This window comes from Mesobacillus boroniphilus, assembly GCF_018424685.1.
Lineage (GTDB): Bacteria > Bacillota > Bacilli > Bacillales > Cytobacillaceae > Mesobacillus > Mesobacillus boroniphilus_A.
Genome location: NZ_QTKX01000001.1, coordinates 2,089,669 through 2,112,903, shown reverse-complemented (window position 1 = coordinate 2,112,903; position 23,235 = coordinate 2,089,669). Strand labels below are relative to the sequence as shown.

The 23,235-nt window shown below is 41.1% G+C and carries 23 protein-coding genes; 16 read left to right on the top strand and 7 right to left on the bottom strand.

What is annotated here, in order from left to right:
- Positions 1-42: 42 nt before the first annotated feature.
- Positions 43-687, bottom strand: coding sequence for a YqfQ family protein (locus tag DYI25_RS10875; RefSeq protein WP_249745305.1), 645 nt, complete (start codon positions 685-687; stop codon positions 43-45).
- A 245-nt stretch (positions 688-932) separates the two neighbouring features.
- Between DYI25_RS10875 and DYI25_RS10870 the strand changes: the two genes are divergently transcribed.
- Complete coding sequence (locus tag DYI25_RS10870; protein ID WP_213368641.1) at positions 933-2,249, top strand: DEAD/DEAH box helicase; 1,317 nt, start codon at positions 933-935, stop codon at positions 2,247-2,249.
- A gap of 21 nt (positions 2,250-2,270) precedes the next feature.
- On the top strand, positions 2,271-3,161 hold the full coding sequence (locus DYI25_RS10865) for a deoxyribonuclease IV (protein WP_213368639.1): 891 nt from the start codon (positions 2,271-2,273) through the stop codon (positions 3,159-3,161).
- Positions 3,162-3,450: 289 nt separating this feature from the next.
- Here DYI25_RS10865 and DYI25_RS10860 read toward each other — a convergent pair whose 3' ends face one another.
- A complete protein-coding gene (locus tag DYI25_RS10860) occupies positions 3,451-3,705 on the bottom strand; it encodes a DUF2624 domain-containing protein (protein ID WP_213368637.1) in 255 nt (84 codons plus the stop codon).
- Between the two features lie 151 nt (positions 3,706-3,856).
- Between DYI25_RS10860 and DYI25_RS10855 the strand changes: the two genes are divergently transcribed.
- From DYI25_RS10855 to DYI25_RS10845, 3 genes are read left to right on the top strand one after another with little or no spacing between them, the layout of a single operon-like run.
- Complete coding sequence (locus DYI25_RS10855) at positions 3,857-4,648, top strand: metal ABC transporter ATP-binding protein (RefSeq protein ID WP_213368635.1); 792 nt, start codon at positions 3,857-3,859, stop codon at positions 4,646-4,648.
- On the top strand, positions 4,641-5,483 hold the full coding sequence (locus tag DYI25_RS10850) for a metal ABC transporter permease (RefSeq protein WP_213368633.1): 843 nt from the start codon (positions 4,641-4,643) through the stop codon (positions 5,481-5,483). Before DYI25_RS10855 ends, DYI25_RS10850 begins: the two co-directional genes overlap by 8 nt.
- 12 nt (positions 5,484-5,495) lie before the next feature.
- A complete protein-coding gene (locus DYI25_RS10845; RefSeq protein ID WP_213368631.1) occupies positions 5,496-5,909 on the top strand; it encodes a Fur family transcriptional regulator in 414 nt (137 codons plus the stop codon).
- A 45-nt stretch (positions 5,910-5,954) separates the two neighbouring features.
- Here the strand turns inward: DYI25_RS10845 and DYI25_RS10840 are convergent, their stop codons facing one another.
- Positions 5,955-6,524, bottom strand: a complete 570-nt coding sequence (locus DYI25_RS10840) for a 5' nucleotidase, NT5C type (protein ID WP_213368630.1) — start codon at positions 6,522-6,524, stop codon at positions 5,955-5,957.
- Positions 6,525-6,771: 247 nt separating this feature from the next.
- On the opposite strand from DYI25_RS10840, the gene DYI25_RS10835 reads away from it, so the two are divergent.
- On the top strand, positions 6,772-7,326 hold the full coding sequence (locus DYI25_RS10835) for a DUF4190 domain-containing protein (protein ID WP_342032493.1): 555 nt from the start codon (positions 6,772-6,774) through the stop codon (positions 7,324-7,326).
- Between the two features lie 63 nt (positions 7,327-7,389).
- On the opposite strand, the gene ispG is transcribed toward DYI25_RS10835, so the two are convergent.
- The 3 genes from ispG to DYI25_RS10820 all read right to left on the bottom strand — a co-directional run bounded on the left by ispG (position 7,390) and on the right by DYI25_RS10820 (position 9,958).
- Complete coding sequence (gene ispG / locus DYI25_RS10830; RefSeq protein ID WP_213369552.1) at positions 7,390-8,478, bottom strand: flavodoxin-dependent (E)-4-hydroxy-3-methylbut-2-enyl-diphosphate synthase; 1,089 nt, start codon at positions 8,476-8,478, stop codon at positions 7,390-7,392.
- A 126-nt stretch (positions 8,479-8,604) separates the two neighbouring features.
- Positions 8,605-8,955 (bottom strand): hypothetical protein, encoded by a 351-nt coding sequence (locus tag DYI25_RS10825; protein ID WP_213368629.1) that lies wholly within the window; start codon positions 8,953-8,955, stop codon positions 8,605-8,607.
- Between the two features lie 226 nt (positions 8,956-9,181).
- The gene (locus tag DYI25_RS10820; RefSeq protein WP_213368628.1) at positions 9,182-9,958 is read right to left on the bottom strand and encodes a DUF1189 domain-containing protein; all 777 of its coding nucleotides are present in this window, start codon (positions 9,956-9,958) and stop codon (positions 9,182-9,184) included.
- A 220-nt stretch (positions 9,959-10,178) separates the two neighbouring features.
- Here DYI25_RS10820 and DYI25_RS10815 point away from each other — a divergent pair, with 220 nt between their 5' ends.
- Together DYI25_RS10815 and DYI25_RS10810 are read left to right on the top strand one after the other, a co-directional pair.
- A complete protein-coding gene (locus DYI25_RS10815) occupies positions 10,179-11,810 on the top strand; it encodes a Na/Pi cotransporter family protein (RefSeq protein WP_213368627.1) in 1,632 nt (543 codons plus the stop codon).
- A gap of 66 nt (positions 11,811-11,876) precedes the next feature.
- Positions 11,877-12,356: a DUF456 domain-containing protein gene (locus DYI25_RS10810; protein WP_213368626.1), complete on the top strand. Its 480-nt coding sequence runs from the start codon at positions 11,877-11,879 to the stop codon at positions 12,354-12,356.
- A 308-nt stretch (positions 12,357-12,664) separates the two neighbouring features.
- Here DYI25_RS10810 and DYI25_RS10805 read toward each other — a convergent pair whose 3' ends face one another.
- Positions 12,665-13,357 (bottom strand): Crp/Fnr family transcriptional regulator, encoded by a 693-nt coding sequence (locus DYI25_RS10805; RefSeq protein WP_249745303.1) that lies wholly within the window; start codon positions 13,355-13,357, stop codon positions 12,665-12,667.
- A gap of 811 nt (positions 13,358-14,168) precedes the next feature.
- Here DYI25_RS10805 and DYI25_RS10800 point away from each other — a divergent pair.
- The 8 genes from DYI25_RS10800 to phoU all read left to right on the top strand — a co-directional run bounded on the left by DYI25_RS10800 (position 14,169) and on the right by phoU (position 23,148).
- Positions 14,169-14,777: a superoxide dismutase gene (locus DYI25_RS10800; protein WP_213368622.1), complete on the top strand. Its 609-nt coding sequence runs from the start codon at positions 14,169-14,171 to the stop codon at positions 14,775-14,777.
- Positions 14,778-14,922: 145 nt separating this feature from the next.
- Positions 14,923-16,143, top strand: a complete 1,221-nt coding sequence (locus tag DYI25_RS10795) for an MFS transporter (protein WP_213368620.1) — start codon at positions 14,923-14,925, stop codon at positions 16,141-16,143.
- 197 nt (positions 16,144-16,340) lie between these two features.
- Positions 16,341-18,473, top strand: a complete 2,133-nt coding sequence (locus DYI25_RS10790; protein ID WP_249745419.1) for a peptidoglycan D,D-transpeptidase FtsI family protein — start codon at positions 16,341-16,343, stop codon at positions 18,471-18,473.
- A gap of 221 nt (positions 18,474-18,694) precedes the next feature.
- Positions 18,695-19,648: a PstS family phosphate ABC transporter substrate-binding protein gene (locus DYI25_RS10785; RefSeq protein WP_213368617.1), complete on the top strand. Its 954-nt coding sequence runs from the start codon at positions 18,695-18,697 to the stop codon at positions 19,646-19,648.
- Positions 19,649-19,761: 113 nt separating this feature from the next.
- Positions 19,762-20,736: a phosphate ABC transporter permease subunit PstC gene (gene pstC, locus DYI25_RS10780; protein WP_213368615.1), complete on the top strand. Its 975-nt coding sequence runs from the start codon at positions 19,762-19,764 to the stop codon at positions 20,734-20,736.
- Positions 20,736-21,620 (top strand): phosphate ABC transporter permease PstA, encoded by an 885-nt coding sequence (gene pstA / locus DYI25_RS10775; RefSeq protein WP_213368613.1) that lies wholly within the window; start codon positions 20,736-20,738, stop codon positions 21,618-21,620. The genes pstC and pstA overlap by 1 nt, the downstream gene beginning before the upstream one ends.
- Positions 21,621-21,638: 18 nt before the next feature.
- Positions 21,639-22,457 carry a phosphate ABC transporter ATP-binding protein PstB gene (pstB, locus tag DYI25_RS10770; RefSeq protein ID WP_213368611.1) on the top strand — a complete coding sequence of 273 codons (819 nt, stop codon included), beginning with the start codon at positions 21,639-21,641 and terminating at the stop codon, positions 22,455-22,457.
- A 31-nt stretch (positions 22,458-22,488) separates the two neighbouring features.
- Positions 22,489-23,148: a phosphate signaling complex protein PhoU gene (gene phoU, locus DYI25_RS10765; protein ID WP_213368609.1), complete on the top strand. Its 660-nt coding sequence runs from the start codon at positions 22,489-22,491 to the stop codon at positions 23,146-23,148.
- Positions 23,149-23,235 lie beyond the last annotated feature (87 nt).

The following is a 23,235-nucleotide window of genomic DNA, read 5'->3' as shown; positions in this document are numbered from 1 at the left end:
AAAAGTGACTTTCCAGAAGGAATGAATTAACTGTTATCCAATTTATATGAACAATTTTGGAGAAGAAGCTGCATTATTGCTTTGCTTTTTGACGGTCTTTTTTTGTGTTGGGGAATTGCTATTAGCCTTTTTTGATTTTTTTGGTTTCTTTTTTTTATCGGATGTTTCATTCGTTTCTTCCTCGGCTTTTGGTTCATCAGCATCCGGCAGATCCTTCAATCCTCTGTACAGTTTCCACATCGAAGGCAGATTACGGACAAGAGGACCGTATTGCTGGACCATCGGACCGAATTGCTGTGCTGTGTTAAGGACTTTTTGAGTGTTGGTGAGAAATCCATTCAGCGCAGATGGATCAGCGAGGGTTTTCAGGATTCCTCCGCCTGAGGTGGCTCCACGCGCCGGCACATTTCCGCCTGATAATAAACCTGAAATTCCATTCCCCTGGCTTCTGGTGCCTTTTCCTAAAATCTTTGAAAGCAGTCCTCCGCCCTGGCGTGATTGAGTATTTCTTCCCATCATCCGAGGTATTTGCCCTTGTGGCATCCCGGATCCAGGACCGAATGGATTTGGATACATCTGACGCTGTCCCATACCAGGACCTCCCATCATACCGGGACCTCTCATCATACCAGGACCATTAAACCGATTCTGCATCCCGCGTAAGTTCATACGGGGTCCTTGTAGCATCGTGACCCCTCCTTTCCCAATATTTCATCTCTTACTAGAGTATGCATATAATCAAGATTGGTTTAAGAAAAAAGTATGTTTGCGAAACAGGTTTGTTTTTTTATAAGGAAAGGTTAAGATAGTACTGATTGGAGATTTTCTGCAATCTTTATTATAATTACAGGATGAACCTGAAGAGACAGCTTACGGAACGAGCTGTATTCCCCAATTTACCAAGGGGACAGGGTGAAAAAAGGAGATTTTCAATGAGTGAAACAAAATTTAATCGTTATGAATTGAAGCCGTTCATTATAGATGCGATCAATAAACTAGGTTTTTATGAGCCGACTGAAATCCAGGAACGTCTTATTCCCACAATCCTGAAGGGTGAAAGCGCCATCGGGCAATCCCAGACTGGAACGGGAAAGACGCATGCCTATGTACTGCCAATCATGGATAAGCTTAATCCATCACGCAATGAAGTCCAGGCAGTGATCGCTGCGCCAACGCGTGAGCTTGCCAACCAAATTTATCATGAAGTTCTAAAAATTGCTGAACACGCTCCGCAGGGAGAGCAGATCACAGCTCGTTGCTATATAGGCGGGACGGACAAGCAAAGAACGATTGAAAAGCTTAAGACCCAACCACAAATCGTCATTGGTACCCCAGGAAGGATTAACGACCTGGTCAAAGAAAATGCGCTATTTGTGCATACCGCGAACATGCTGGTGATCGATGAGGCCGACTTAATGCTAGATATGGGATTCATCGAGGACATTGACCAGTTTGCATCCCGTATGCCAGAAAAGCTTCAAATGCTTGTGTTTTCAGCGACGATTCCTGAAAAATTAAAACCATTCTTGAAAAAGTACATGGAAAACCCAAAATATGTACAAATCGATCCTAAACAGGCTACTGCAGAGAAGATTGAACATATCCTTCTACCTTCAAGGCATCGTGATAAAATCGGGCTTGTGCATTCAGCTCTTCTTGCGTTTAACCCATATTTGGGACTTGTATTTGCTAATACGAAGAAAAAAGCTGACGAAATTGCCGATGGTTTGATCCAAAAAGGAATGAAGGTTGGTCGTATCCATGGTGACCTGAGCCCACGAGAACGTAAGCGTGTCATGAAGCAGATCAAGGATCTTGAGTTCCAGTATCTTGTAGCTACTGACCTGGCCGCAAGAGGAATCGATATCCAGGGTATCAGCCATGTCATCAACTATGAGTTGCCGACGGACCTTGATTTTTATATCCACAGGGTAGGAAGGACAGCACGTGCTGGTTCATCAGGAATTGCCTTGACGATTTATGAGCAGAGTGATGAAGATGCATTGATCCGCCTTGAAAAGATGGGCATCACTTTTAAAAATATTGATTTGAAAAAGGGTGAACTTACCGAAATCGAGGAACGGAACAGACGCCTGAACAGAAAGAAAAAGGAAACTACTGGCGAGGCGAAGGCAAAGACGCTCGTTTCCAAGCCTAAAAAGGTAAAACCAGGCTATAAAAAGAAGATGAAATATGAGATGGATAAAATAAAAAAACGAGAAAACCGTATACAAAAGAGAAATAAATAAAGGGATTTAGGAGAGATCAAGATGTTAATTGGCTCACATGTTTCCATGAGCGGTAAAAACATGCTGCTTGCAGCTAGTGAGGAAGCCGTTTCATATGGAGCAAATACTTTTATGATCTATACAGGGGCACCTCAGAATACAAGACGAAAAAAAATCGAGGACCTGAATATTGAAGCTGGCCGCCTGCATATGGAGCAGAACGGCATCAATGAAATCGTCGTCCATGCTCCTTATATCATCAATATCGGGAACACACAGAATCCTGATACATTTGATTTAGGCGTAAGATTTTTACGGAGTGAAATCGATAGGACGGAAGCAATTGGCGCCAAGCAAATCGTACTGCATCCAGGTGCGCATGTAGGAGCAGGGACAGAAAAAGGCATTGAAAAAATCATTGAAGGGCTCAATGAGGTCCTTACGAGTGGAGATAAAGTCCAAATTGCTCTTGAAACGATGGCTGGAAAGGGATCGGAGTGCGGGAAATCCTTCGAAGAGCTCGCGATGATCATGGATGGCGTCATCCATAACGACAAGCTGTCTGTCTGCTTTGATACTTGCCATATACATGATGCAGGATATCCAATCGTTGAAGATTTTGATGGTGTGCTGAATGAATTTGATAAAATCATCGGACTGGATAGATTGAAGGTTCTTCATATCAATGACAGCAAAAATGAGGTCGGGATGAGGAAAGACCGTCATGAGAATATCGGATTTGGACATATCGGCTTTAACGCATTAAGCTACATTGTCCACCATCCGCAATTGACACATGTTCCTAAAATTCTCGAAACACCATTTGTCGGTGAGGACAAGAACAATAAAAAGGCCCCTTACAAACATGAAATTGAAATGCTGAAAAGCAAACAATTCAAAGAAAATTTGCTTGATATCATAAGGAATGGCTAATCCTGATTGACAAAATCAAGGCTGTGGAACAGGCATTCCACAGCTTTTTTTTATTTGGGGTAAGAAATTTTAAGATTATTGTTAGGTTAATGCTCGTAACAAACTGAGATGACTGGTTATCATGAAAACGCACAGTGATATTATAATCATTATCAGCAATAGGCCGATGACGGACAGAAATAGTCGGCAAAAGGAACAATATGTCCGTCATAAGGTTCATGACGGACAAAAATAGCCGGGAAAAGAATAAAGTGTCCGTCACAAATCATGATCATGACGGACACACCTCTTATTTAGTGAATTTCACGAACAGCTTATTAACTTCTTTTGCTGTTTCAGGGCTGGTGATTCTGGCGATTTGCTTGATCAGTGCCGATCTCTCTGAAACATTAAAGATGTTCACTTTTTTTCCGCGTAAGTATCCGGCGATTTTCTCTGCCTGTGCCTTTGTAATGGAAATATTAAATTGAGAGGCGTACTTCAGCAGTTCATCAGCCGTGATGTTGCCTATTTTATGGTTAATGATATTTTCAAAAATAGCCAAAGATCATCACTCCTTCATAGTAGGGTATGTGCCCAGTTCTAGATTCGTGACAATTTTCTTGGAATGTGAGTTCTTTTATTTACATTATGGTCAGTAAGAGATATACTACTAAAAGTAAATCGGAATGATTCTTATTTTGCGGGTGATAAAAATGGACAATAATAATTACATCGTCCAGGTACAAGATCTTTATTATCGATATGATAAAGAAAATGTTCTTGAAAATATACATCTGTCTATCCAAAAGGGTAGTTTTTTGGCGATTGTCGGCCCGAACGGTTCCGGCAAGTCAACCTTGCTGAAGTTGATGCTTGGGCTGATCAAGCCGCAACAAGGCTTAATCCGCCTGTTTGGACAAGATATAAGCAAGTTTAAGGAACAGCATAAAATTGGCTTTGTATCCCAAAAGGCCAATTCTTTCAACACCGGCTTCCCTGCTACCGTTTTTGAGGTGGTCGCCAGTGGTCTGACGAAGAAGCTCGGCCTTTTCAATTTTTTGAAGAAGAGTGACCATGCAAAGATAAAGCAAGCAATCGAGTCCGTAGGGATGGGGAAATTCCTAGACAGGAATATTGGGGAACTATCCGGCGGCCAGCAGCAGAGGGTATTCATCGCGAGGGCGCTGGTCAGTGAACCTGAATTGCTGATTCTGGATGAACCAACGGTAGGTGTGGACGTTCAGAACGTCAATTCCTTTTATGAGATGCTCGAAACACTCAATAAGGAGAAAGGCATCACTTTGCTATTGGTAACTCATGATATAGGTACGATTTCTGAAAAGGTCACAAATGTAGCCTGCTTGAATAAAAACATGCATTTCCATGGAAGTGCTGAGGAATTTGAACAATTGAAGATAAATGATATGTCAGAGATTTATGGTCATGATGTCCATGTATTGACACACGATCATCACCATCACGGAGGAGGGCACCTTCATGATTAGCGGATTGTTGCAATACGAATTTTTGCAGAATGCTTTTTTGACCGGCATGATCATTGGCGTGATTGCTCCGCTGCTCGGTGTTTTTATCGTAGTCAGAAGGCTTTCGCTTATAGCTGATGCCCTCAGCCATGTCACATTGGCGGGAATTGCCGCAAGCCTTCTGCTTGAAAAAAAGTTTATGGTTTTCAGCGGCCTGAATCCTCTTTACATGGGAATGGCTTTCTCAGTTGGCGGCTCATTGTTCATCGAAAAACTGCGCACTGTTTATAAACATTACCAGGAATTGGCGATACCGATTATCCTCTCTGGCGGAATTGGCCTTGGGGTAATTTTCATTTCGCTTGCTGATGGCTTTAATACAGATTTGTTCAGTTATTTATTTGGCAGCGTGAGTGCGGTGAGCAGGGCTGACCTTTGGACAATCTTGGTTATCAGCATACTGGTAATAGTACTTGTGGTATTGTTATATAAAGAACTTTTCCTTTTATCATTCGATGAAGAATATGCAAGGGCAACGGGAATTGCTGCAAAGACGCTCCACTTTATTTTCATCATTATGGTAGCACTAGTGATTGCAGCATCGATGAGAATCGTTGGAATCCTGCTGGTCTCATCCCTGATGACACTGCCAGTTGCCGCAAGCATCCGGTTCGCAAAGGGATTCAAGCAAACCATCTTCTATTCCATCCTGTTCGGCGAGGTATCAGTATTGGGCGGTTTGTTCCTGTCCTACTACCTGGACCTTGCTCCAGGCGGAACAATTGTAATGATTGCTGTACTCATCCTTGTGCTTGCCATTTGGCTAAAAAAACGCGCGGCAACAAGATCCATCTAACGGGGTGATATCATGAATGTGAATGAAGCAATGATCCTGTTGAAGGAACAGGGTTATAAGCATACTGGAAAAAGGGAAGATATGCTCCAGCTGTTTTCCGATAATGACAAATATTTGACTGCTCGCGATGTACTTGAACAGATGAAGGGGAATTATCCTGGTTTGAGCTTCGATACAATCTATCGTAACTTAAGTGTGTTTGCTGAATTGGGGATTCTCGAGATGACAGAGCTATCGGGTGAAAAACATTTCCGGTTCACCTGCTCACATAAAGAGCATCATCATCACTTCATTTGCCTTGACTGTGGTAAAACGAAGGAAATTGAGACCTGTCCAATGAGGAATATCGAAGCAAGCTTCAAAGGCTATGATATTTCCGGGCATAAATTTGAAATATATGGTCGCTGCCCTGAATGTGTTCAGTAAACCAGATAGTAAACAAGAAAAAACGGCCATCACAAGTGGCCGTTTTTAACTATTTTTAAACCAGTTTTTTACCCATTCATTTGCTTCCTGCCAGTTATTCACCCGGATGACTCCTTCAGGAATCGGTTCCTGGTTATAAGGAGTATTGAAAAGGATGACCGGAATCCTTAGCTCTTCATGCAGGTTGACTGCATTATCGTGTTTATCCTCGAAAAATATATCCACTTCGTATTTACGTGCAGCCTCGATTTTATCGTGTGAGCCGATCAGATGAATGTCGTTGTATCTAAGTTCGTTGACAGTAAACCATTCTTTGGTCAGATCAAGTAAATGTGTTCCTCTGGCACTGATAAAATATAATTCGTGCTCATTCTCCCAGCTCTTTAAAATATCCTTGGCACCTTCTGCTAAAGGTGAATTAGAATAAATTTCCGGTTCCATTTTTTTGAACCAAGCCGCAAACTCTTTTTCAGAAACTGATACAAGCGGCATAAAGTCATATTGCTTGATATCATCCAGTGTAATATTCAAATCGAATTCTTCATTTAAATAAGGTACAAAAGTAGTGGGACAAGTGACTGTACCATCGATGTCTATGCCAAAACGTTTTTTCATCAATCTGCTCCTTAAACATTGATCTTTCTTTAATCTTACCAAATATTGATAGCGCAAAAAAGATTTACTTTGACTAAGCTGCCTTTTCGGTTACGATTATCGCTTATAGCAACAACTCAATTTTGATTCCGGGGTTTGTTTTGTGAATTTACAACGAATAACAGTCCTAGTCAAACATTGCCATGATGAAATCCCCTTCATTCGTAAACAATAATAAATGCTCCACTTAAGAAAGCGAGGGATTAAAGTGGCAGACCAAGAGCGAAAACAGAGAGGTACCGAATATATCACTGAACCTAAGCAGGATGTCATTACAATCAGGGATGCACGTGATGAAATATACCAGGAAGAAACAGCAACAGAACTGTACGCTCCTGCACGTGATGAGCACTACCAGGAAATGACTGCAATAGCCGGACCTGAACGTGATGAGCACTATCAGGAAATGACTGCAATCGCTGGACCTGGGCGTGATGAGCACTACCAGGAGATGACTGCAATTGCCCGACCTGGACGTAATGAACAGTACCAGGAAGAAACAGCGGCCGAAATTGCTGCTCCTGCACCACCTGCGATAACAAGAAGGTCAGAGGAAGAAAGTACAACTGGAGGACGAGGGCTTGCTTACTCAGCTCTTGCCCTATCGATCTTGTCGCTGTTTATTTTACCTGTTCTTTTCGGAGCTGCCGGAATTGTCCTTGGCTTCATGGCTCGCAGAAGAGGATCCGCTATCGGAACCTGGGCAATTGGGATAGGGACAATCTCCATTTTAGTCGGCATCTTTATATTGCCGTTCTTCTAACGGTGGTAAAATGATTGCCAACAAAAGAATGCCCGGGATTTGTTTCCCGGGCATTTTCATCGATTATTTTTGAAGGGCAGCTTCGCGAATTTTTTCCTCAGCAATTTTATCGATTTCTTTCTTAAGTTCTTCTACCATTGTCTCCTCTGGCACTTTGCGGACAATCTCACCTTTTCTGAAAAGAAGCCCTTCTCCCCTGGCACCGGCAATGCCGATATCAGCTTCACGTGCTTCGCCAGGACCGTTAACAGCGCATCCAAGCACAGCAACCTTGATCGGTGCCTTGATCTTTGAAATGTACTCTTCTACCTCATTGGCAATGCTGATTAAATCAATTTCGATTCGTCCGCATGTTGGACAAGAAATCAATGTTGCAGCATTGGCTGCAAGGCCAAACGACTTTAACAGTTCTCTTGCGACTTTAACTTCCTCAACTGGGTCTGCACTTAATGATACCCTGACAGTGTTGCCGATTCCCTTGCTAAGGATCGCTCCAAGGCCTGCGGCACTTTTGACAGTACCTGCAAATAAAGTCCCTGATTCCGTAATTCCAAGATGTAGCGGATAATCAAAAGCCTTTGCAGCTTTTTCGTAAGCCTCAATCGCCAGGTTTACATCAGAAGCCTTCATCGAAACGATGATATTATGGAAATCAAGGTCCTCAAGGATTTTGATGTGGTGCAAGGCACTCTCTACCATGCCATCCGCTGTAGGATAGCCGTATTTCTCAAGTATCCGTCTCTCAAGAGAACCAGCATTAACACCGATTCTGATAGGGATTCCTCGCTCTTTTGCGGCTTTTACAACTGCCTCTACCTTTTCGCGCTTGCCGATATTACCTGGATTGATCCTGATTTTATCAGCTCCGCCTTCGATCGCCTTAAGCGCGAGGCGGTAATCAAAATGGATATCAACAACAAGAGGTATGTTTATTCTTTTTTTGATTTCAGATATGGCATTTGCTGCTCTTTCATCCGGACAAGCTACACGGACAACCTGGCAGCCTGCTTCTTCAAGGCGCATGATTTCAGCGACAGTCGCTTCGACATCATGAGTCTTAGTTGTCGTCATACTCTGGATGACAACTTCATTGTTGCCTCCGATGGTTAAATTCCCAACCTTGATTGGACGGGTTTTAGTACGATGTATAATTTCACTCAACAGTGATTCGCTCCTTTGAAAAATGGAATTCATGAATATGTTCCTAAAGATGCATAACCCCATTTTATCAATCTTTTGCTCAAATTGACAAGAAAAGACTTCGATTGTTAGCCTTTGCTAATTTTGGCTGCTGTAGTCCGGGAATTTATAGATGTTTCCGAATTTGATCTTTTGGGGATCTGTCCCATTGTTCAACTTTTTAAAATCTTCCACCGCTTGGGAGACAGGAACGTTCAATTGACTGTCCAAGTAACTGTCAATTACTGATAGTACAGTATCACCAGGCAGTACTTCATGTTCAAAAAAGGGAATTTCTTGTGTAGTTTGTTTTTCTACCTTCTCTACACTTTCCATTTTCGAAATTTCAGGAGCCTGCATTTTTGCTGCTGGAAGTGTTCCTATGCTTAAATCATTATAAACTGCGTAAGCTACGATTAAGAAAACTAATAATCCTGCCAGTTTTTTCATAGGACCTTCCTCCTTTAATGCTTATATCATTATTTATGCAGGGGAAATAGAGTTAAGAACCATTTTGATAGAAAAAAATGAAAGTTTTTATAAAGGAAATATAAATTATATCGGGTTTGCCAGGATTGAAGAAACAGATTTGTTTAAGAGGGTACATATTGGGGCAGAAGGAGAGAAAACCTTTTGTAATACTATGAAAGTAAAAAATACGCCAGAGGCGCATTTCTTAACTTTCCGTAGAGTTCTTTGCTGGTATCTCCTTAATTGCTAATAAAAGCATCATAGAAGCAACAAACCAATTGACGGAGAAACTGTATGGCACAGCTGTTTGTAAAAATGCCATGATTGTGAAAAATATAGTTGGTAGTGTTGTACTATATGCTGCCATTCTCCATAAGTGTCTGTATTGAAGCTTTCTGCCAGAAAGATTTTTCAATAGAAGGCCAAATAGGGCTAATAGAGACACCTCAATGAATTTCATACCGCTTGAAAAAACATAGACGACAATAAACAGCAATCCTAGCAATACAGGAAGTGACGATTCAGCCGTATTGATTAATGAAATGATATCATCCTTAGTCAGAGATCCATTTGAAAACAGTGTGTAAGGAACAGAATTGGTTTCTCCGCCGGCAGCAAGAACGATTTCATTCTGAAGCATTGCGAAGTTCGCGTCCATTCCAGTCATATCTCCTTTGTCAACAGCACCGGTAGGGTCAAAAATTAACGTGAAACCTCCATTCTTGATGGTTAATGGTGCTTTAATGTCTGAATGCAGGACTCCATCTTCAATCGTAAAGGAGGGCAGGTCTGTCTGTATAGATTGCTTTACCGAGCCGACTGCTTCGGATATTCCAACGAACATATAATAGACAACAGGCAGAATGGAAATAAGGGTCAGCGTGAAGACAAATAAGATGGTTTTGCCTATTCCCTGGAATCGCGTGTCTGCAATAACCTTTGGAGAATAGATGCTTTTTGCAATTTGCGGAAGAATACTCATGAATACACGTCCTTTGATAGAGTTACACTCACTATTTTAGCTTTACACGCAGTTAAATAACAACCATTTCACACTCACTTTGTAACATTTTTGTAACATAACTCTGAAATGTTAAGGTATTGTAAATTCGGAGCGTAAATAGTTTACTTTTTATTAATATTTCCTTCATAATAAGCTGTGTTTGTAGATGTTTGTCGAAATTAATCTAGGGGTTGAAAAAATGGAATTGAATTTACAAGAAATGCTGTTTGAGTTCTTTGGAGGACTTGGTATCTTTTTATACGGCATTAAATTCATGGGTGATGGTTTGCAGAAGTCAGCAGGTGATCGACTGCGCGATATTCTGGACCGCTTTACAACTAATCCACTAATGGGTGTACTAGCAGGTATTTTTGTTACAGTCCTTTTACAAACAAGTAGTGGGACAACTGTTATTACAGTGGGACTTGTAAGTGCTGGATTTATGACGCTAAGGCAGGCTATTGGGGTCATAATGGGTGCCAATATCGGTACAACAGTTACCGCCTTTATCATTGGTATCGACATCGGCGAGTATGCTTTGCCGATTATAGCGGTTGGATCCATTATGTTATTTTTCTTCAAGAGCAAAAAAGTTCATAATTTTGGACAAATCGTATTTGGTTTCGGGGCATTGTTCTTTGGTCTTGAACTAATGAGCGGTGGCATGAAACCACTAAGAAGCCTTGAAGCATTCCATGATCTTACAGTGGAAATGAGTTCAAATCCAATTCTTGGAGTAGTAATCGGTACTTTATTTACCGTGATTGTACAAAGCTCAAGCGCTACGATTGGTATTCTGCAAAGCTTGCATGCTGAATCTATGATTAATCTTGACGGAGCATTGCCAATTCTGTTTGGAGATAATATCGGTACAACTATTACAGCTGTTTTGGCTGCTATTGGTACTTCGGTTGCTGCTAAGAGAGCTGCTGCAACACATGTACTGTTCAATCTAATAGGAACTACCCTATTTTTAATAATTCTGGGACCGTTCACTGCACTGATTGAACTCTTAAGAGATAATCTTAACTTGAATCCTGAGATGTCTATCGCTTTTGCTCACGGAATATTTAACACTACCAATACTCTCATTCAGTTGCCTTTCATTGCGATGTTGGCATTGATCGTGACTAAATTGATCCCAGGTGAAGATTCTATCGTTGATTACAAGGCTCAACATCTTGACCCTGTTTTCATCGAGCAATCACCTTCAATCGCGCTTGGCCAGGCAAAGGAAGAAGTCTTGCGAATGGGTAAGTTTGCATTAAAGGGCCTGGAAGAAACGAATGAGTTTTTGAAAACAAAGAATACTAAGCATTCCTCGAATGCATATCAGCTTGAGGAAGCAATCAATAATCTTGATCGTAAAATCACAGATTATCTAGTAGACCTGGCAACAAGCTCTCTATCAGAACATGAATCAGAAGAGCACAGCATGCTGATCGATACAGTTCGGGATATTGAAAGAATCGGTGACCACTTCGAGAATATTGTGGAACTGATCGAGTACCAGCAGGCAAATAAAGTTAAAATTACTGATACGGCAATGGAAGATCTTGAAGTCATGTTCAACCTGACAGTAAGTACTGTTGAAGAGGCGCTTCAGGCATTGGATCAGAAGAATCTTGATGCTGCCAGAGCGGTTGTCACAAAAGAAGATGAGATTGACAGCATGGAACGTACGCTTAGAAAGCAGCACATCCTTCGCATGAATGAAGGACAGTGTACTGGCCAGGCGGGTATCGTTTTCGTTGATATCATCAGCAACCTGGAGCGAATTGGCGACCACGCAGTAAACATCGCTGAGTACGTTTTGGGAGAGCATAAATAGTGGTAAAATAAGCAAAGGGAAACCTTTGCTTATTTTTTTTTAACAACAATAAAAAGGATGGATTAAATGGAAGCAGTTTATTGGATTGTCATTGGAGTGTTATTCGTTGGAGCTTTTGCCAGTTTAATTGTTCCGATCTTGCCAGGAGTACTTTTAATGTTAGGCGGTTTTATCCTTTACGGCTTGTTTTTTTCATTCGAGCCTTTTAACTGGTTATTTTGGTCTGTTCAGGGGCTGTTCGTTGCCCTGCTGTTTGGGGCTGATTATATTGCAAACATCGTTGGTGTCAAAAAATATGGCGGGAGCAAGGCAGGTATGTGGGGAAGCACAATCGGTTTGTTGATCGGACCTTTTGTAATTCCAGTCGTCGGTATCCTGATTGGGCCATTTTTAGGAGCCGCACTGGCTGAATTGCTGATTAATAAAAAGGATTTGAATGATGCGATTAAAGTTGGCTTCGGTTCTGTGGTCGGTTTTGTCAGCAGTGTAGTGACAAAAGGAATCATCATGACCATCATGCTCGTTTATTTCTTCATACTAGTATAAAAAATCGTGCTGAAGCAGCACGATTTTTTGTCTTTTTTAAGGCTGTTTTCGTAAAGATTGTTGTTAAAATCCTAAAGCCGATTTTAACGTAAGAGAACGCCATTTTGTAGTTCGGTATTAAGTTTGCATGCTCTTTTCTCATAACAAGAGGCTACTTTGGGAAGAAAAATAGTTCATTCACTCCTATTTTGTAATCAATAGCAACAAAGTTTGAGAAAAGAGCCTTTTTTAAAGAAAGTATAAACTTTTTGCTCTAAGATTAGTGCCTAGCTTCAGCGCTGTCGAGGCTGGACAAGGCGCTGAAACTTTTAATTTAATCCACAAATTTCAAATGAACAATTCTGGCAATCGACTTCTCTCTTTAAATAAGCCAGGTTCTTTACAGTAAATTTAAGCTGATCATAAGCGATGACGTCTTTCTCGCGTAATTCCTTGAGCATTCTTTGGATAACTTCACGCGTACCGTACGTCAGATTGGCCAGCTCCTGGTGGGTGAGGGGCAAATCAATCAGGATACCTTCATCTGTCATCACGCCATAGCTATTGGACAGCCTGATCAAAATCGAGTACAAACCGCCTTTCTTCCCGTTCATAATCAGGTCCTGGCACTTCATCTGTGCTTTGAGGTATCTGGTACTGAGCCAGTTGACCATCGCGTTCATTGCTGTTTTATCATTCATAATGAATTCCTCGAACTGCTCTCTTTTAATCATGAGGATTTCACATTCTGTAAGAGTCTTGGCTGAAAAGTGATAGCGTGGATTGTGCTTGAACAGTTCATATTCAATGATCATTTCTTCGCCATTCAAGATTTTTAAGATGAATTCCTTTCCTTTCATATGGACACGCCCAACCGATGCACTTCCACTTAGGATGACATAAACATTCTGAACATTTTCATCTTCCTGAAAAAGCATTGTATCAGGTTTGATTTTTTGAATTGTTTCTCGATCAATGAAGTTTTGCAAAATTAAGCTGTATAATGATATATTTTTGTCCATCAAGGTCGTCTCCTTATTAAGCCTTTCTATACTTTTGATTTAAAAGAATTGTTGTTACTGTGTCAATGGTGTATTGGTAATAATTGGAATATTTCTATTGTAGATGCGACTTATATCGTTGACAGGACAGCATTTGAGCAATATTGACGATTTTCTGAAACTTTATCAAGCAGCCTTATTTGTTTTTTTCTTGTCCTGACTTGGATCGACTGAGACAACGATAATGTTGAGTCCTTTTTTTATTGAAGACACTGTCAATGAAATTAATATGTATAAAACTATGAAGAATAGGGGAGTTTAAACACGTTATCTTAAAACTTTTTTAGCATTGATTGTTGCTTTTCGAACAAATCCTTGCATCCACATTTTGAAAAGGCATCGGGGCTCTTCGCTTATACAGGGATTGCATTTAACCTCGTAAAAACCAGGTGCCGGTTTTAAATTTGGTTGTACATGCAACATAGTTAACGAAAGGCTGTTTTCGTAAAGATTGTTGTTAAAATCCTAAAGCCGATTTTAACGTTATAGAACGCCGTTTTGTAGTTCGGTACTAAGTTTGCATGCTCTTTTCTCATAATAAGAGGCTACTTTGGGAAGAAAAATAGTTCATTCACTACTATTTTCTAATCAATAGCAACAAAGTGTGAGAAAAGAGCCTAACGAAAAGAGCTTTTATTAAAGCATTTTATTTGTAACGATTGCCGTTCTTTGGTAATCTATAAAAGAACCACTTTTAGAACAATTCTAATTACAGAATTATGTGAAAGGTTTGTTCTGGGAGTGAAACACGATACATAGGAGGATGTTAAAAATGGCATTTGAATTACCACAATTACCTTATGCATATGATGCACTTGAGCCACACATCGACAAAGAAACAATGAATATTCACCACACAAAGCACCACAACACTTATGTAACAAACCTTAACAATGCTTTGGAAGGAAACGAAGAGCTTCTTTCTAAAACTGTTGAAGAAGTTGTTGCTAACCTTGATGCAGTTCCAGAAGCAGCACGCACTGCAGTTCGCAACAATGGCGGCGGACATGCCAACCACTCGTTATTCTGGCAAGTCATTTCTCCAAATGGCGGCGGTGAGCCTACTGGTGAGCTTTCAGAAGCGATCAATTCTAAATTTGGCGGCTTCGAAGGCTTCAAGGAAGAGTTCTCTAAGGCAGCGACTACTCGTTTCGGTTCAGGCTGGGCTTGGCTTGTTGTTAACAATGGCGAGCTTGAAGTTACTAGCACTCCAAACCAGGACTCTCCATTAATGGAAGGCAAGACTCCAATTCTTGGACTTGATGTTTGGGAGCATGCATACTACCTGAACTATCAAAACAGAAGACCAGAATACATTGGTGCATTCTGGAACGTTGTTAACTGGGAAGAAGTTAGCAAGCGCTTCGCTTCTGCAAAATAATAATTGAATGATAATATGAGGGGCTGCAATTGACTGCAGCCTCTCTTTTTTGTTTCGGCTGCTCGATCCTTAAAACCCCTCGGGAAAAACTGAATAACCCCCTTTACTTTGTTAGAAACTACCCAAGAGAAAAGGGGAGTCGATCATGAGCAAAGTAAACAAATTATTAGGAGACATTGAATTGACAAAGGATTTAGCGCTCCTATTGATTATTGGGGGATTGTACTCATTGAGCATTGCCCTTTCGAATACCTTTGTTAACATCTATTTATGGAAGCAGTCTGGAGAACTCGCCGATCTCGCAATGTATAATCTATCGATTGTCGTTGCTCAGCCACTTACATTCATCCTCGCGGGGAGATGGGCAAAAAAGGTAGACAGGGTCATTGTACTTAGAATCGGTGTAATCTTTCTGGCGTTGTTTTATGTAACAGTATTATTTGTAGGCACTAAAGCTTCTGATTTCTTACTATTATTAGGAGTGCTTTTAGGAATAGGCTACGGTTTTTATTGGCTTGCCTACAATGTCCTTACCTTTGAAATCACTGAACCGGAAACACGTGATTTCTTTAATGGCTTTCTTGGCATCCTTGGTTCAGTCGGTGGAATGATTGGACCTGTAGCTGCAGGATTTATAATTTCCAGGCTTGAGAAATTGACTGGCTATACGGTAGTATTTGGGCTTTCGTTGGGACTGTTTTCTATCGCTGTATTGTTAAGTTTTTTCCTGAAACGCAGGCCTGCAAATGGGAAGTATTGGTTTCGAAGGATTATTACTGAAAGAAAGAATGATAAAAATTGGCGCATGGTGACAAATGCCCATTTTTTTCAAGGTCTTAGAGAAGGGGTATTTGTTTTCATTGTTTCGGTGTTTGTATTTATTGCTACAGACAGTGAAATGGCGTTGGGCACCTATGGGCTGATCAATTCAGGGATTTCATTTCTTGCGTATTATTTTGTCTCAAGAATGCTGAAAAAGGAATATAGGAAGAAAGCGATTCTGGTTGGCGGAATGCTTCTTTTTATAGCCATTTTCCTGATTGTTTTCCAGGTCAGCTATTTCCGTTTGTTATTATATGCCGCTCTGATTGCAGTCGCTTATCCATTGCTTCTCGTTCCGTATGCATCAATGACTTATGACGTGATTGGACGTGGATGGAAAGCTGCTGAAATGAGAATCGAATATATCGTTGTCCGCGAATTATTTTTGAATCTTGGCCGTATTGCTTCAATATTATTATTCCTTGCTTCAATACATTTGTTCAATGAAGAACGGGCAATACCTGTCCTCCTTGTCCTCCTGGGTAGCGGGCATACATTGATTTACTTTTTTATCAGGAAAATTCATCTGAAAGCTCCAGCTTGATCGGGATGATTCCCGGTCTTTTTTCTATAATCTAAAATTTTTGGAAAATATTTCTGTCATAGTTTATTAATAGAAAAAGACAGCCATTTTCGATAAAATAAAATATAGTGCATAATCAAGGACATACAGACTGAAGAGGTGGGAGAGGCTTGAACAAGAAGAAAAAGAAGAAGACGCATGTGCCATTCAGGCTGAATATGTTGTTTTTTGCAGTATTTGTTTTATTTTCAATGCTTATTTTAAGACTTGGTATTGTTCAAATTGTTTACGGAGAGGATTTCAAACGGGAGATCGAGAGAACTGAAGACGTTACCGTGAACAATCCTGTACCGAGAGGAAAAATGTATGACCGGAACATGAAAACAATCGTCGATAATACGCCCAGTAAGGCTATAACATATACAAAGAGCCAGAGCACTGAGACGAAGGAAATGCTCATGGTAGCAGAAAGACTGGCAAAACTGATCTCCAAGGATTCAGAAGAAGATTTAAAGAAAGTCAGGGAACGGGACAAAAAGGATTATTGGATCTTAACAAATGAAGAGCGTGCAAGAGAGAAAATCAAAGAAGAAGAATGGGACCAGTATGATGAAAAAAAGCTGGATGATAAAGCTCTTTATAATCTGCAGCTGGAACGTATCACTGAAAACGAGCTCAAAGAATTAACGGAAGACGACCTTGAAATACTCGCTATTTTACGTGAGATGATGAGCGGATATGCATTATCGCCTCAAATCGTCAAAAAGGATGTAACACCTGAAGAGTTTGCTATTGTCAGTGAGAACCTCGAAATGCTCCCTGGTGTCGACACAACAACCGACTGGGAGCGTCAATATGCCTATGATAAAACACTAAGGTCGATTTTAGGGAAAGTAAGTGATTCCGAGAAGGGACTTCCAAGAGAAAAGCTTGAGTATTATCTTGCTCGCGGGTACAGCCGGAACGACAGAGTAGGCTTGAGCTATATCGAGCAGCAATATGAGGATGTACTGCACGGTCAGAAGGCAAAGGTGAAAAACATTACAGACAAGGGCGGAAACGTCCTGGACACAAAGGTGATTACCGAAGGACAGCGAGGCAAGGACCTTGTGCTGACGATCGACATGGACCTGCAGCTCGCGGTTGAGAAAATTATTGAAGAAGAATTGACGAACGCGAAGCAGCAGCCGAGAACAGGACTTCTGGACAGGGCATTTGTTGTGTTGATGGATCCTAACACCGGAGAAGTGTTGACGCTAGCCGGAAAGCAGATCGTTAATGATGAAGAAACTGGAAAAACGGTCATGCAGGATTTTGCGAGCGGTAACTTCACTACTTCTTATAATGTAGGGTCTGCTGTTAAAGGAGCAACAATTTTAACAGGATTCAACACCGGGGCAATCAGTCCGGGTACACAGTTTTACGATACGCCGATTAAGATAAAAGGCACGAATCCGAAAAAATCCTGGAAGGCAGGATTAGGTACTCTTGATGACCGGAATGCCCTGAAGGTATCGTCTAACGTATACATGTTCAGGACTGCGATTAATATCGGTAAAGGGAATTACAAATATGATCAGCCATTGTATCTTGAACCACAAGCATTTGATACAATGAGAAATTATTTTAGCCAATTTGGTCTTGGCACGAGGACAGGAATCGACCTTCCGAATGAAATGGTTGGCTTCAAGGGGACAGAAACAAGACCGGGTCTGTTACTTGACTTTGCAATCGGGCAATATGATACGTATACCCCGCTGCAGCTGGCCCAATATGTTTCTACCATCGCGAATGGCGGTAACCGTCTTCAGCCAAGGATTGTAAAAGAAATACGTGAACCTGTCATGAAAAATAATGAGGTAGGTCCTGTGCTGAATGAAATGGAGCCAATCATCCTCAATAAAGTTGATGCCAAACCTGATTGGTTTGACAGAGTACAGGAAGGTTTCAGAAGGGTTATGCAGGAAAGGGGCGGTACCGCGTATGGAGCATTTTATACAGCGGATTATAAACCGGCCGGCAAAACAGGTACTGCGCAAGCCTTCTATGATGGCCCTAAAAGAAAGAATTATGATATGCCACCTGAAGTGATGAACTTGAGCCTGGTTGCGTATGCTCCACATGAAAATCCCGAAATTGCTATGGCTGTCATGGTCCCATGGGCTTATGAAGGCAATCAGGGACACCATGCAAATAATGACATCGGGCGGAGGGTCCTTGATACGTATTTTGAACTGAAAAAGAAACGTCTGGAAGGAAACATGAATCCCGAACAGCCAATCCAGGAAATTGAAGAAAAAGAAGAAGGAACTGAGCTTCTCGAAGAAATTGAAGAAGATAACGAGCAATAATGTTAAAAAAACTGTCTCATAAGAGGCAGTTTTTTTATTGTTCTGGGTAAACTAACACCAACCTGACAAAGTATTTGTATACCTTAATTTCGACAATAATACACAAGAATCACCGAATTTACAAAACCTTTACATTCAGTTAAAACAGTCTTAAAAGAAGAACAGTATTCTTGGTCTTGTAGGACATAACAACAACCACATCTCGTAGGGGGAATTAAAGAATGAAAAGTCTTAAAAAGATGAGCCTGTTTTTAATGCTGGCAGCTGTTACGGTATTCACTGCAGCTTGCGGTGGTGGAGATAACGAAGGTGGAAACGGTGGAGAGCTAGAAGGCAGCGTGGTCATCGACGGTTCTGGTACAGTTTACCCTTTCATGGCACGTATGGCTGAAAACTATATGGGTGAACAGGAAAACGTTTCTGTCGAGGTAAGCCGCTCCGGAACATCAGCCGGCTTCAAGAAATTCCTTGCTAAAGATGGAACAGACTATAACAATGCTTCCCGCCAGATTAAGGAAGAGGAAAAAGCAGAAGCAGAAGAACTGGGTATTGAAGTACAAGAAATGAAAGTTGCACTTGATGGGATAACAATCGTCATCAATAAAGATAATGACTGGGCTACTGAGCTTACTGAACAAGAAGTTAAAGATATTTTCCTTGCTAGCGCTGGAAAGAAAAAATGGTCTGATGTCCGTGCTGATTTCCCGGATGAAGAAATCAAGACTTACGGACCTAATGAAAACCACGGAACATACGAGTTCATGTTTGAAAAAATCCTTGACGAACAGGATCTTCCAGAAGATATTAACCTGCAGCAAGACTACTCAACTCTAGTAGACCTTGTGTCTAAAGATAAGAACGCAATTGGTTTCTTCGGTTATGGTTACTATGAAAGCAACCAAGACAAGCTTTCTGCAGTAAAAGTGGATTTCGGCAATGGCCCTGTAGAGCCGTCTCTGGACACAATCAAAGAAGATGGTGACTATGCTCCATTCACTCGTCCGGTGTTCACGTATCTAAACGTGAATCATGCAAAAGAAAAACCACAAGTACTTGATTATGCTATTTACACAATGAACAATGCGCAGGACGTTGCAAAAGAAACTGGTTTCGCACCATTATCTGATGAAGACGTACAAGCATCTATCGATACACTAAATGGCTTGAAGAAGTAAAACCTTTACGGCGGAAGATGAGAGGTCTAACCTTCTCATCTTCTTGCGTGTGAATCTGTTATTTTATTTTCCCTTGGGTACTATAAGGAAAAGTTCTTCCTTGGATGAGAAGGATGAAAGGGGTTATTCGCGTGGCAAAAAGCGTTGTCCGAGATCACGACCAAAAGTTGAATGTTCGTGAAATCATACAGGAAAAGAAAAGGACCAAAAGCATCACCAATACTACTGAAAAATTAATACCAAAGATATTATTTGGGATTGCAGCAATCTCAGTTTTTACGACAATTGGAATTGTACTTACATTATTGACCGAAACGATCGCCTTTTTTAGGGATGTTCCTTTTTTAGATTTCTTCACAGGCACTAAATTAAAGCCTCTCGGTGAAAATGCTGTATTTGGAGTATTACCATTGCTTACAGGTACCATCATTTCTACTATAATTGCGATGCTTGTAGCCATTCCGGTTGGCCTGATGACAGCGATTTTCCTGAGTGAGTATGCTTCTGAGAAAACTCGCAGGTTACTAAAGCCAATCCTTGAAATTTTGGCAGGAATTCCGACAATTGTTTATGGTTTCTTTGCTTTTACATTTGTAACACCACTTTTAAGGTCATTTATTCCAGGCCTTGAACCGACAAATATATTGAGCCCAGGTATCGTAATGGGAATCATGATCATTCCGATGGTTGCTTCTTTATCGGAAGATGCTATGAGTTCTGTGCCGAACTCCATGAGGGAAGGTGCATTGGCTCTAGGCGCAACAAAGCTAGAAGTAACATGGAAGGTTGTCATCCCGGCAGCAATTTCAGGAATCATTGCCTCATTTGTTCTTGGAATTTCAAGAGCGATTGGCGAAACGATGATTGTTGCAATTGCCAGCGGCAGTTCAAAGAACTTCACCTTCGACGTTACACAATCGATGCAAACAATGACAGCATATATTGTTGAAGTAACTGGCGGCGAGGCGGCTGCCGGCACAACCTTATATTACAGCCTTTATGCTGTTGCCATGACATTGTTTGTTTTCACACTGATCATGAACCTTGTAGCTCAGTATATCTCTCGCAAGTTTAGGGAGGAATATTAATGAAATATGTAGATTCGACTCAAGTACAGAAAAAAATGGGTTCCAGGTTATTGGCGAACAGCCTTGCAAAAGGACTATTCTTGCTTGCCACTCTTTTCGGCCTCGTTGTTTTGATTGTCTTAATCTACCGAGTTTTAAAAGACGGATTACCATGGATCAACGTGGATTTCCTGATGAATAGATTATCGACTGACCCTGAAAGAGCAGGTATCTGGGGCGCGATCACCGGAACACTTTGGCTGATGGTTGTAGTGGCTCCCGTAACGATGATCCTTGGAATCGGAACAGCGATTTATCTTGAAGAATACGCAACAAAGGGCCGTATTTCTTCTTTCATTAAAACCAACATCTCTAATTTGGCAGGGGTTCCTTCCGTTGTTTTCGGTATCCTTGGTTTGACTGTGTTTGCAAGGACCCTTGATTTAGGTTCGGTTGTACTGGCCGGCGGATTGACGATGGCATTGCTCGTACTGCCAGTCGTTGTGGTGGCAAGCCAGGAAGCGATTCGGGCTGTACCTCAATTCCTCCGGGAAGCATCATATGGCATGGGTGCGACTAAATGGCAGACAATCAAGAATGTTGTATTGCCAGCTGCATTGCCTGGAATTCTTACAGGTGTCATTCTTGCCCTATCACGTGCGATTGGGGAAACTGCACCACTTGTCGTTATAGGCATTCCTGCACTGTTAATCCCTATTCCAGACGGAATCTTTGATAAGTTCACGATTTTGCCAGTACAAATTTATTACTGGACAATTGACTCTGCACTTGTTGCTGAGTATGCCAACCTGGCAGCTGCAACAATTGTCATTCTGTTGTTCGTTTTGTTTGTGATGAACTCAATTGCCATTTTAATCCGTAATAAATTCCAAAAGAGATATTAGTCTGGGAGGTTTTAACTTATGTCAGTAGTAACAGATAAGTCGAAAATGACTGTAAATACAAACACAATCAAAGAGGATTCTCAAAAGGTTGTATATGAAACAAAGGATCTTAACCTGTGGTATGGAGAAGGTCACGCTTTAAAAAATATCAATCTGGCGATTAATGAGAATGAAGTAACAGCAATCATTGGGCCTTCCGGCTGCGGTAAATCGACGTATATTAAAACATTGAACCGAATGGTTGAATTGGTCCCGACTGTTAAGATTTCTGGAGAAATTTTATACAGAGGCAGAAATATCCTTGATAAATCCTATCAGGTTGAGGATTTAAGAACGAGTGTTGGCATGGTGTTCCAAAAACCAAATCCATTCCCTAAATCCATTTATGACAATATCGCTTACGGCCCTAAAATCCATGGGATCCGCGATAAGAAGATACTTGATGAGATTGTTGAAAAAAGCTTAAGAGGTGCTGCAATCTGGGATGATGTAAAAGATAGATTAAACCAGAATGCATACGGCTTGTCTGGTGGGCAGCAGCAGCGTATCTGTATCGCCCGTGCCCTTGCAATTGAACCCGATGTCATCCTGATGGACGAACCTACATCAGCGCTTGATCCGATTTCAACATTGAAAGTAGAGGAACTGGTCCAGGAATTAAAAAAAGATTACAGTATCATCATTGTTACCCACAACATGCAGCAGGCTGCCCGTATTTCTGACAAGACTGCATTCTTCCTGAATGGAGAAGTCATTGAGTTTGCGGAAACTGATAAGATTTTCTCAAATCCATCGGACAAGAGAACAGAAGATTATATTACTGGACGTTTCGGTTGATTTAATTATTTCATTGGAAGGATGATGTTGTATGGTAGTTAGAGGGAAGTTTGATGAAGACCTGAAAACATTGCACGAAAAATTGCTGGAACTCGGAAATTTTGCGGTCAACGCACTTAACCAATCGCTTGAAGCCCTTGAAAACAAGGATATTGAACTTGCTTTGAAAATACTTGAAGATGATGCGGAAGCAAATATTATGGAAGAAGAGATCAATGATTTTGCTATTCTTTTGATCGCAAAACAGCAGCCAGTTGCTGTAGATTTGAGACGGTTGATTGTTGCGATCAAAATTGCGACTGATATCGAAAGAATGGCGGACTTCGCCGTCAACATTGCCAAGTCTACAATCAGGATTGGAAAAGAACCGCTTGTTAAACCGATTGAGCACATCAAGCAAATGCATCAATTATCAGTTGAAATGCTTAAACTGTCTTTGGAAGCCTATAATGAAGAAGACCTGGGCAAAGCAAGACAGGTTGCCCAGATGGACGACCAGGTCGATGATCTATACGGACAGACCATCAAGGAACTATTAAGTCTTGCACAAACGAAACCAGAGCAATTGGCCCAAATCACTCAGTTGTCATTCATCAGCCGTTATCTTGAACGGGCAGCTGACCATGTGACGAATATAGCCGAAAATGTTTTTTATCTGGTAAAAGGTAAGCGGTACGACCTTAATCAATAATCATATTTGAAGGAGAGGGGAGTATCCCCTCTCCTTTTTTATACATAAAAGCTATGCAAAAAAAAGACCCTCCAAGAGAGGGCCACA

Excerpts from the sequence above, each read along its gene's own strand:
- DYI25_RS10795 (WP_213368620.1), top strand. The coding sequence starts at position 14,923 with ATGAGCAAAGTAAACAAATTATTAGGAGACATTGAATTGACAAAGGAT.
- DYI25_RS10850 (WP_213368633.1), top strand. The coding sequence starts at position 4,641 with ATGATTAGCGGATTGTTGCAATACGAATTTTTGCAGAATGCTTTTTTG.
- DYI25_RS10865 (WP_213368639.1), top strand. The coding sequence starts at position 2,271 with ATGTTAATTGGCTCACATGTTTCCATGAGCGGTAAAAACATGCTGCTT.
- phoU (WP_213368609.1), top strand. The coding sequence starts at position 22,489 with ATGGTAGTTAGAGGGAAGTTTGATGAAGACCTGAAAACATTGCACGAA.
- DYI25_RS10870 (WP_213368641.1), top strand. The coding sequence starts at position 933 with ATGAGTGAAACAAAATTTAATCGTTATGAATTGAAGCCGTTCATTATA.
- pstA (WP_213368613.1), top strand. The coding sequence starts at position 20,736 with ATGAAATATGTAGATTCGACTCAAGTACAGAAAAAAATGGGTTCCAGG.
- DYI25_RS10800 (WP_213368622.1), top strand. The coding sequence starts at position 14,169 with ATGGCATTTGAATTACCACAATTACCTTATGCATATGATGCACTTGAG.
- DYI25_RS10845 (WP_213368631.1), top strand. The coding sequence starts at position 5,496 with ATGAATGTGAATGAAGCAATGATCCTGTTGAAGGAACAGGGTTATAAG.
- pstC (WP_213368615.1), top strand. The coding sequence starts at position 19,762 with ATGAAAGGGGTTATTCGCGTGGCAAAAAGCGTTGTCCGAGATCACGAC.
- DYI25_RS10785 (WP_213368617.1), top strand. The coding sequence starts at position 18,695 with ATGAAAAGTCTTAAAAAGATGAGCCTGTTTTTAATGCTGGCAGCTGTT.
- DYI25_RS10820 (WP_213368628.1), bottom strand. The coding sequence starts at position 9,958 with ATGAGTATTCTTCCGCAAATTGCAAAAAGCATCTATTCTCCAAAGGTT.
- DYI25_RS10790 (WP_249745419.1), top strand. The coding sequence starts at position 16,341 with ATGTTGTTTTTTGCAGTATTTGTTTTATTTTCAATGCTTATTTTAAGA.
- DYI25_RS10805 (WP_249745303.1), bottom strand. The coding sequence starts at position 13,357 with ATGGACAAAAATATATCATTATACAGCTTAATTTTGCAAAACTTCATT.
- DYI25_RS10815 (WP_213368627.1), top strand. The coding sequence starts at position 10,179 with ATGGAATTGAATTTACAAGAAATGCTGTTTGAGTTCTTTGGAGGACTT.
- DYI25_RS10855 (WP_213368635.1), top strand. The coding sequence starts at position 3,857 with ATGGACAATAATAATTACATCGTCCAGGTACAAGATCTTTATTATCGA.
- DYI25_RS10825 (WP_213368629.1), bottom strand. The coding sequence starts at position 8,955 with ATGAAAAAACTGGCAGGATTATTAGTTTTCTTAATCGTAGCTTACGCA.
- DYI25_RS10840 (WP_213368630.1), bottom strand. The coding sequence starts at position 6,524 with ATGAAAAAACGTTTTGGCATAGACATCGATGGTACAGTCACTTGTCCC.
- pstB (WP_213368611.1), top strand. The coding sequence starts at position 21,639 with ATGTCAGTAGTAACAGATAAGTCGAAAATGACTGTAAATACAAACACA.
- DYI25_RS10810 (WP_213368626.1), top strand. The coding sequence starts at position 11,877 with ATGGAAGCAGTTTATTGGATTGTCATTGGAGTGTTATTCGTTGGAGCT.
- DYI25_RS10875 (WP_249745305.1), bottom strand. The coding sequence starts at position 687 with ATGCTACAAGGACCCCGTATGAACTTACGCGGGATGCAGAATCGGTTT.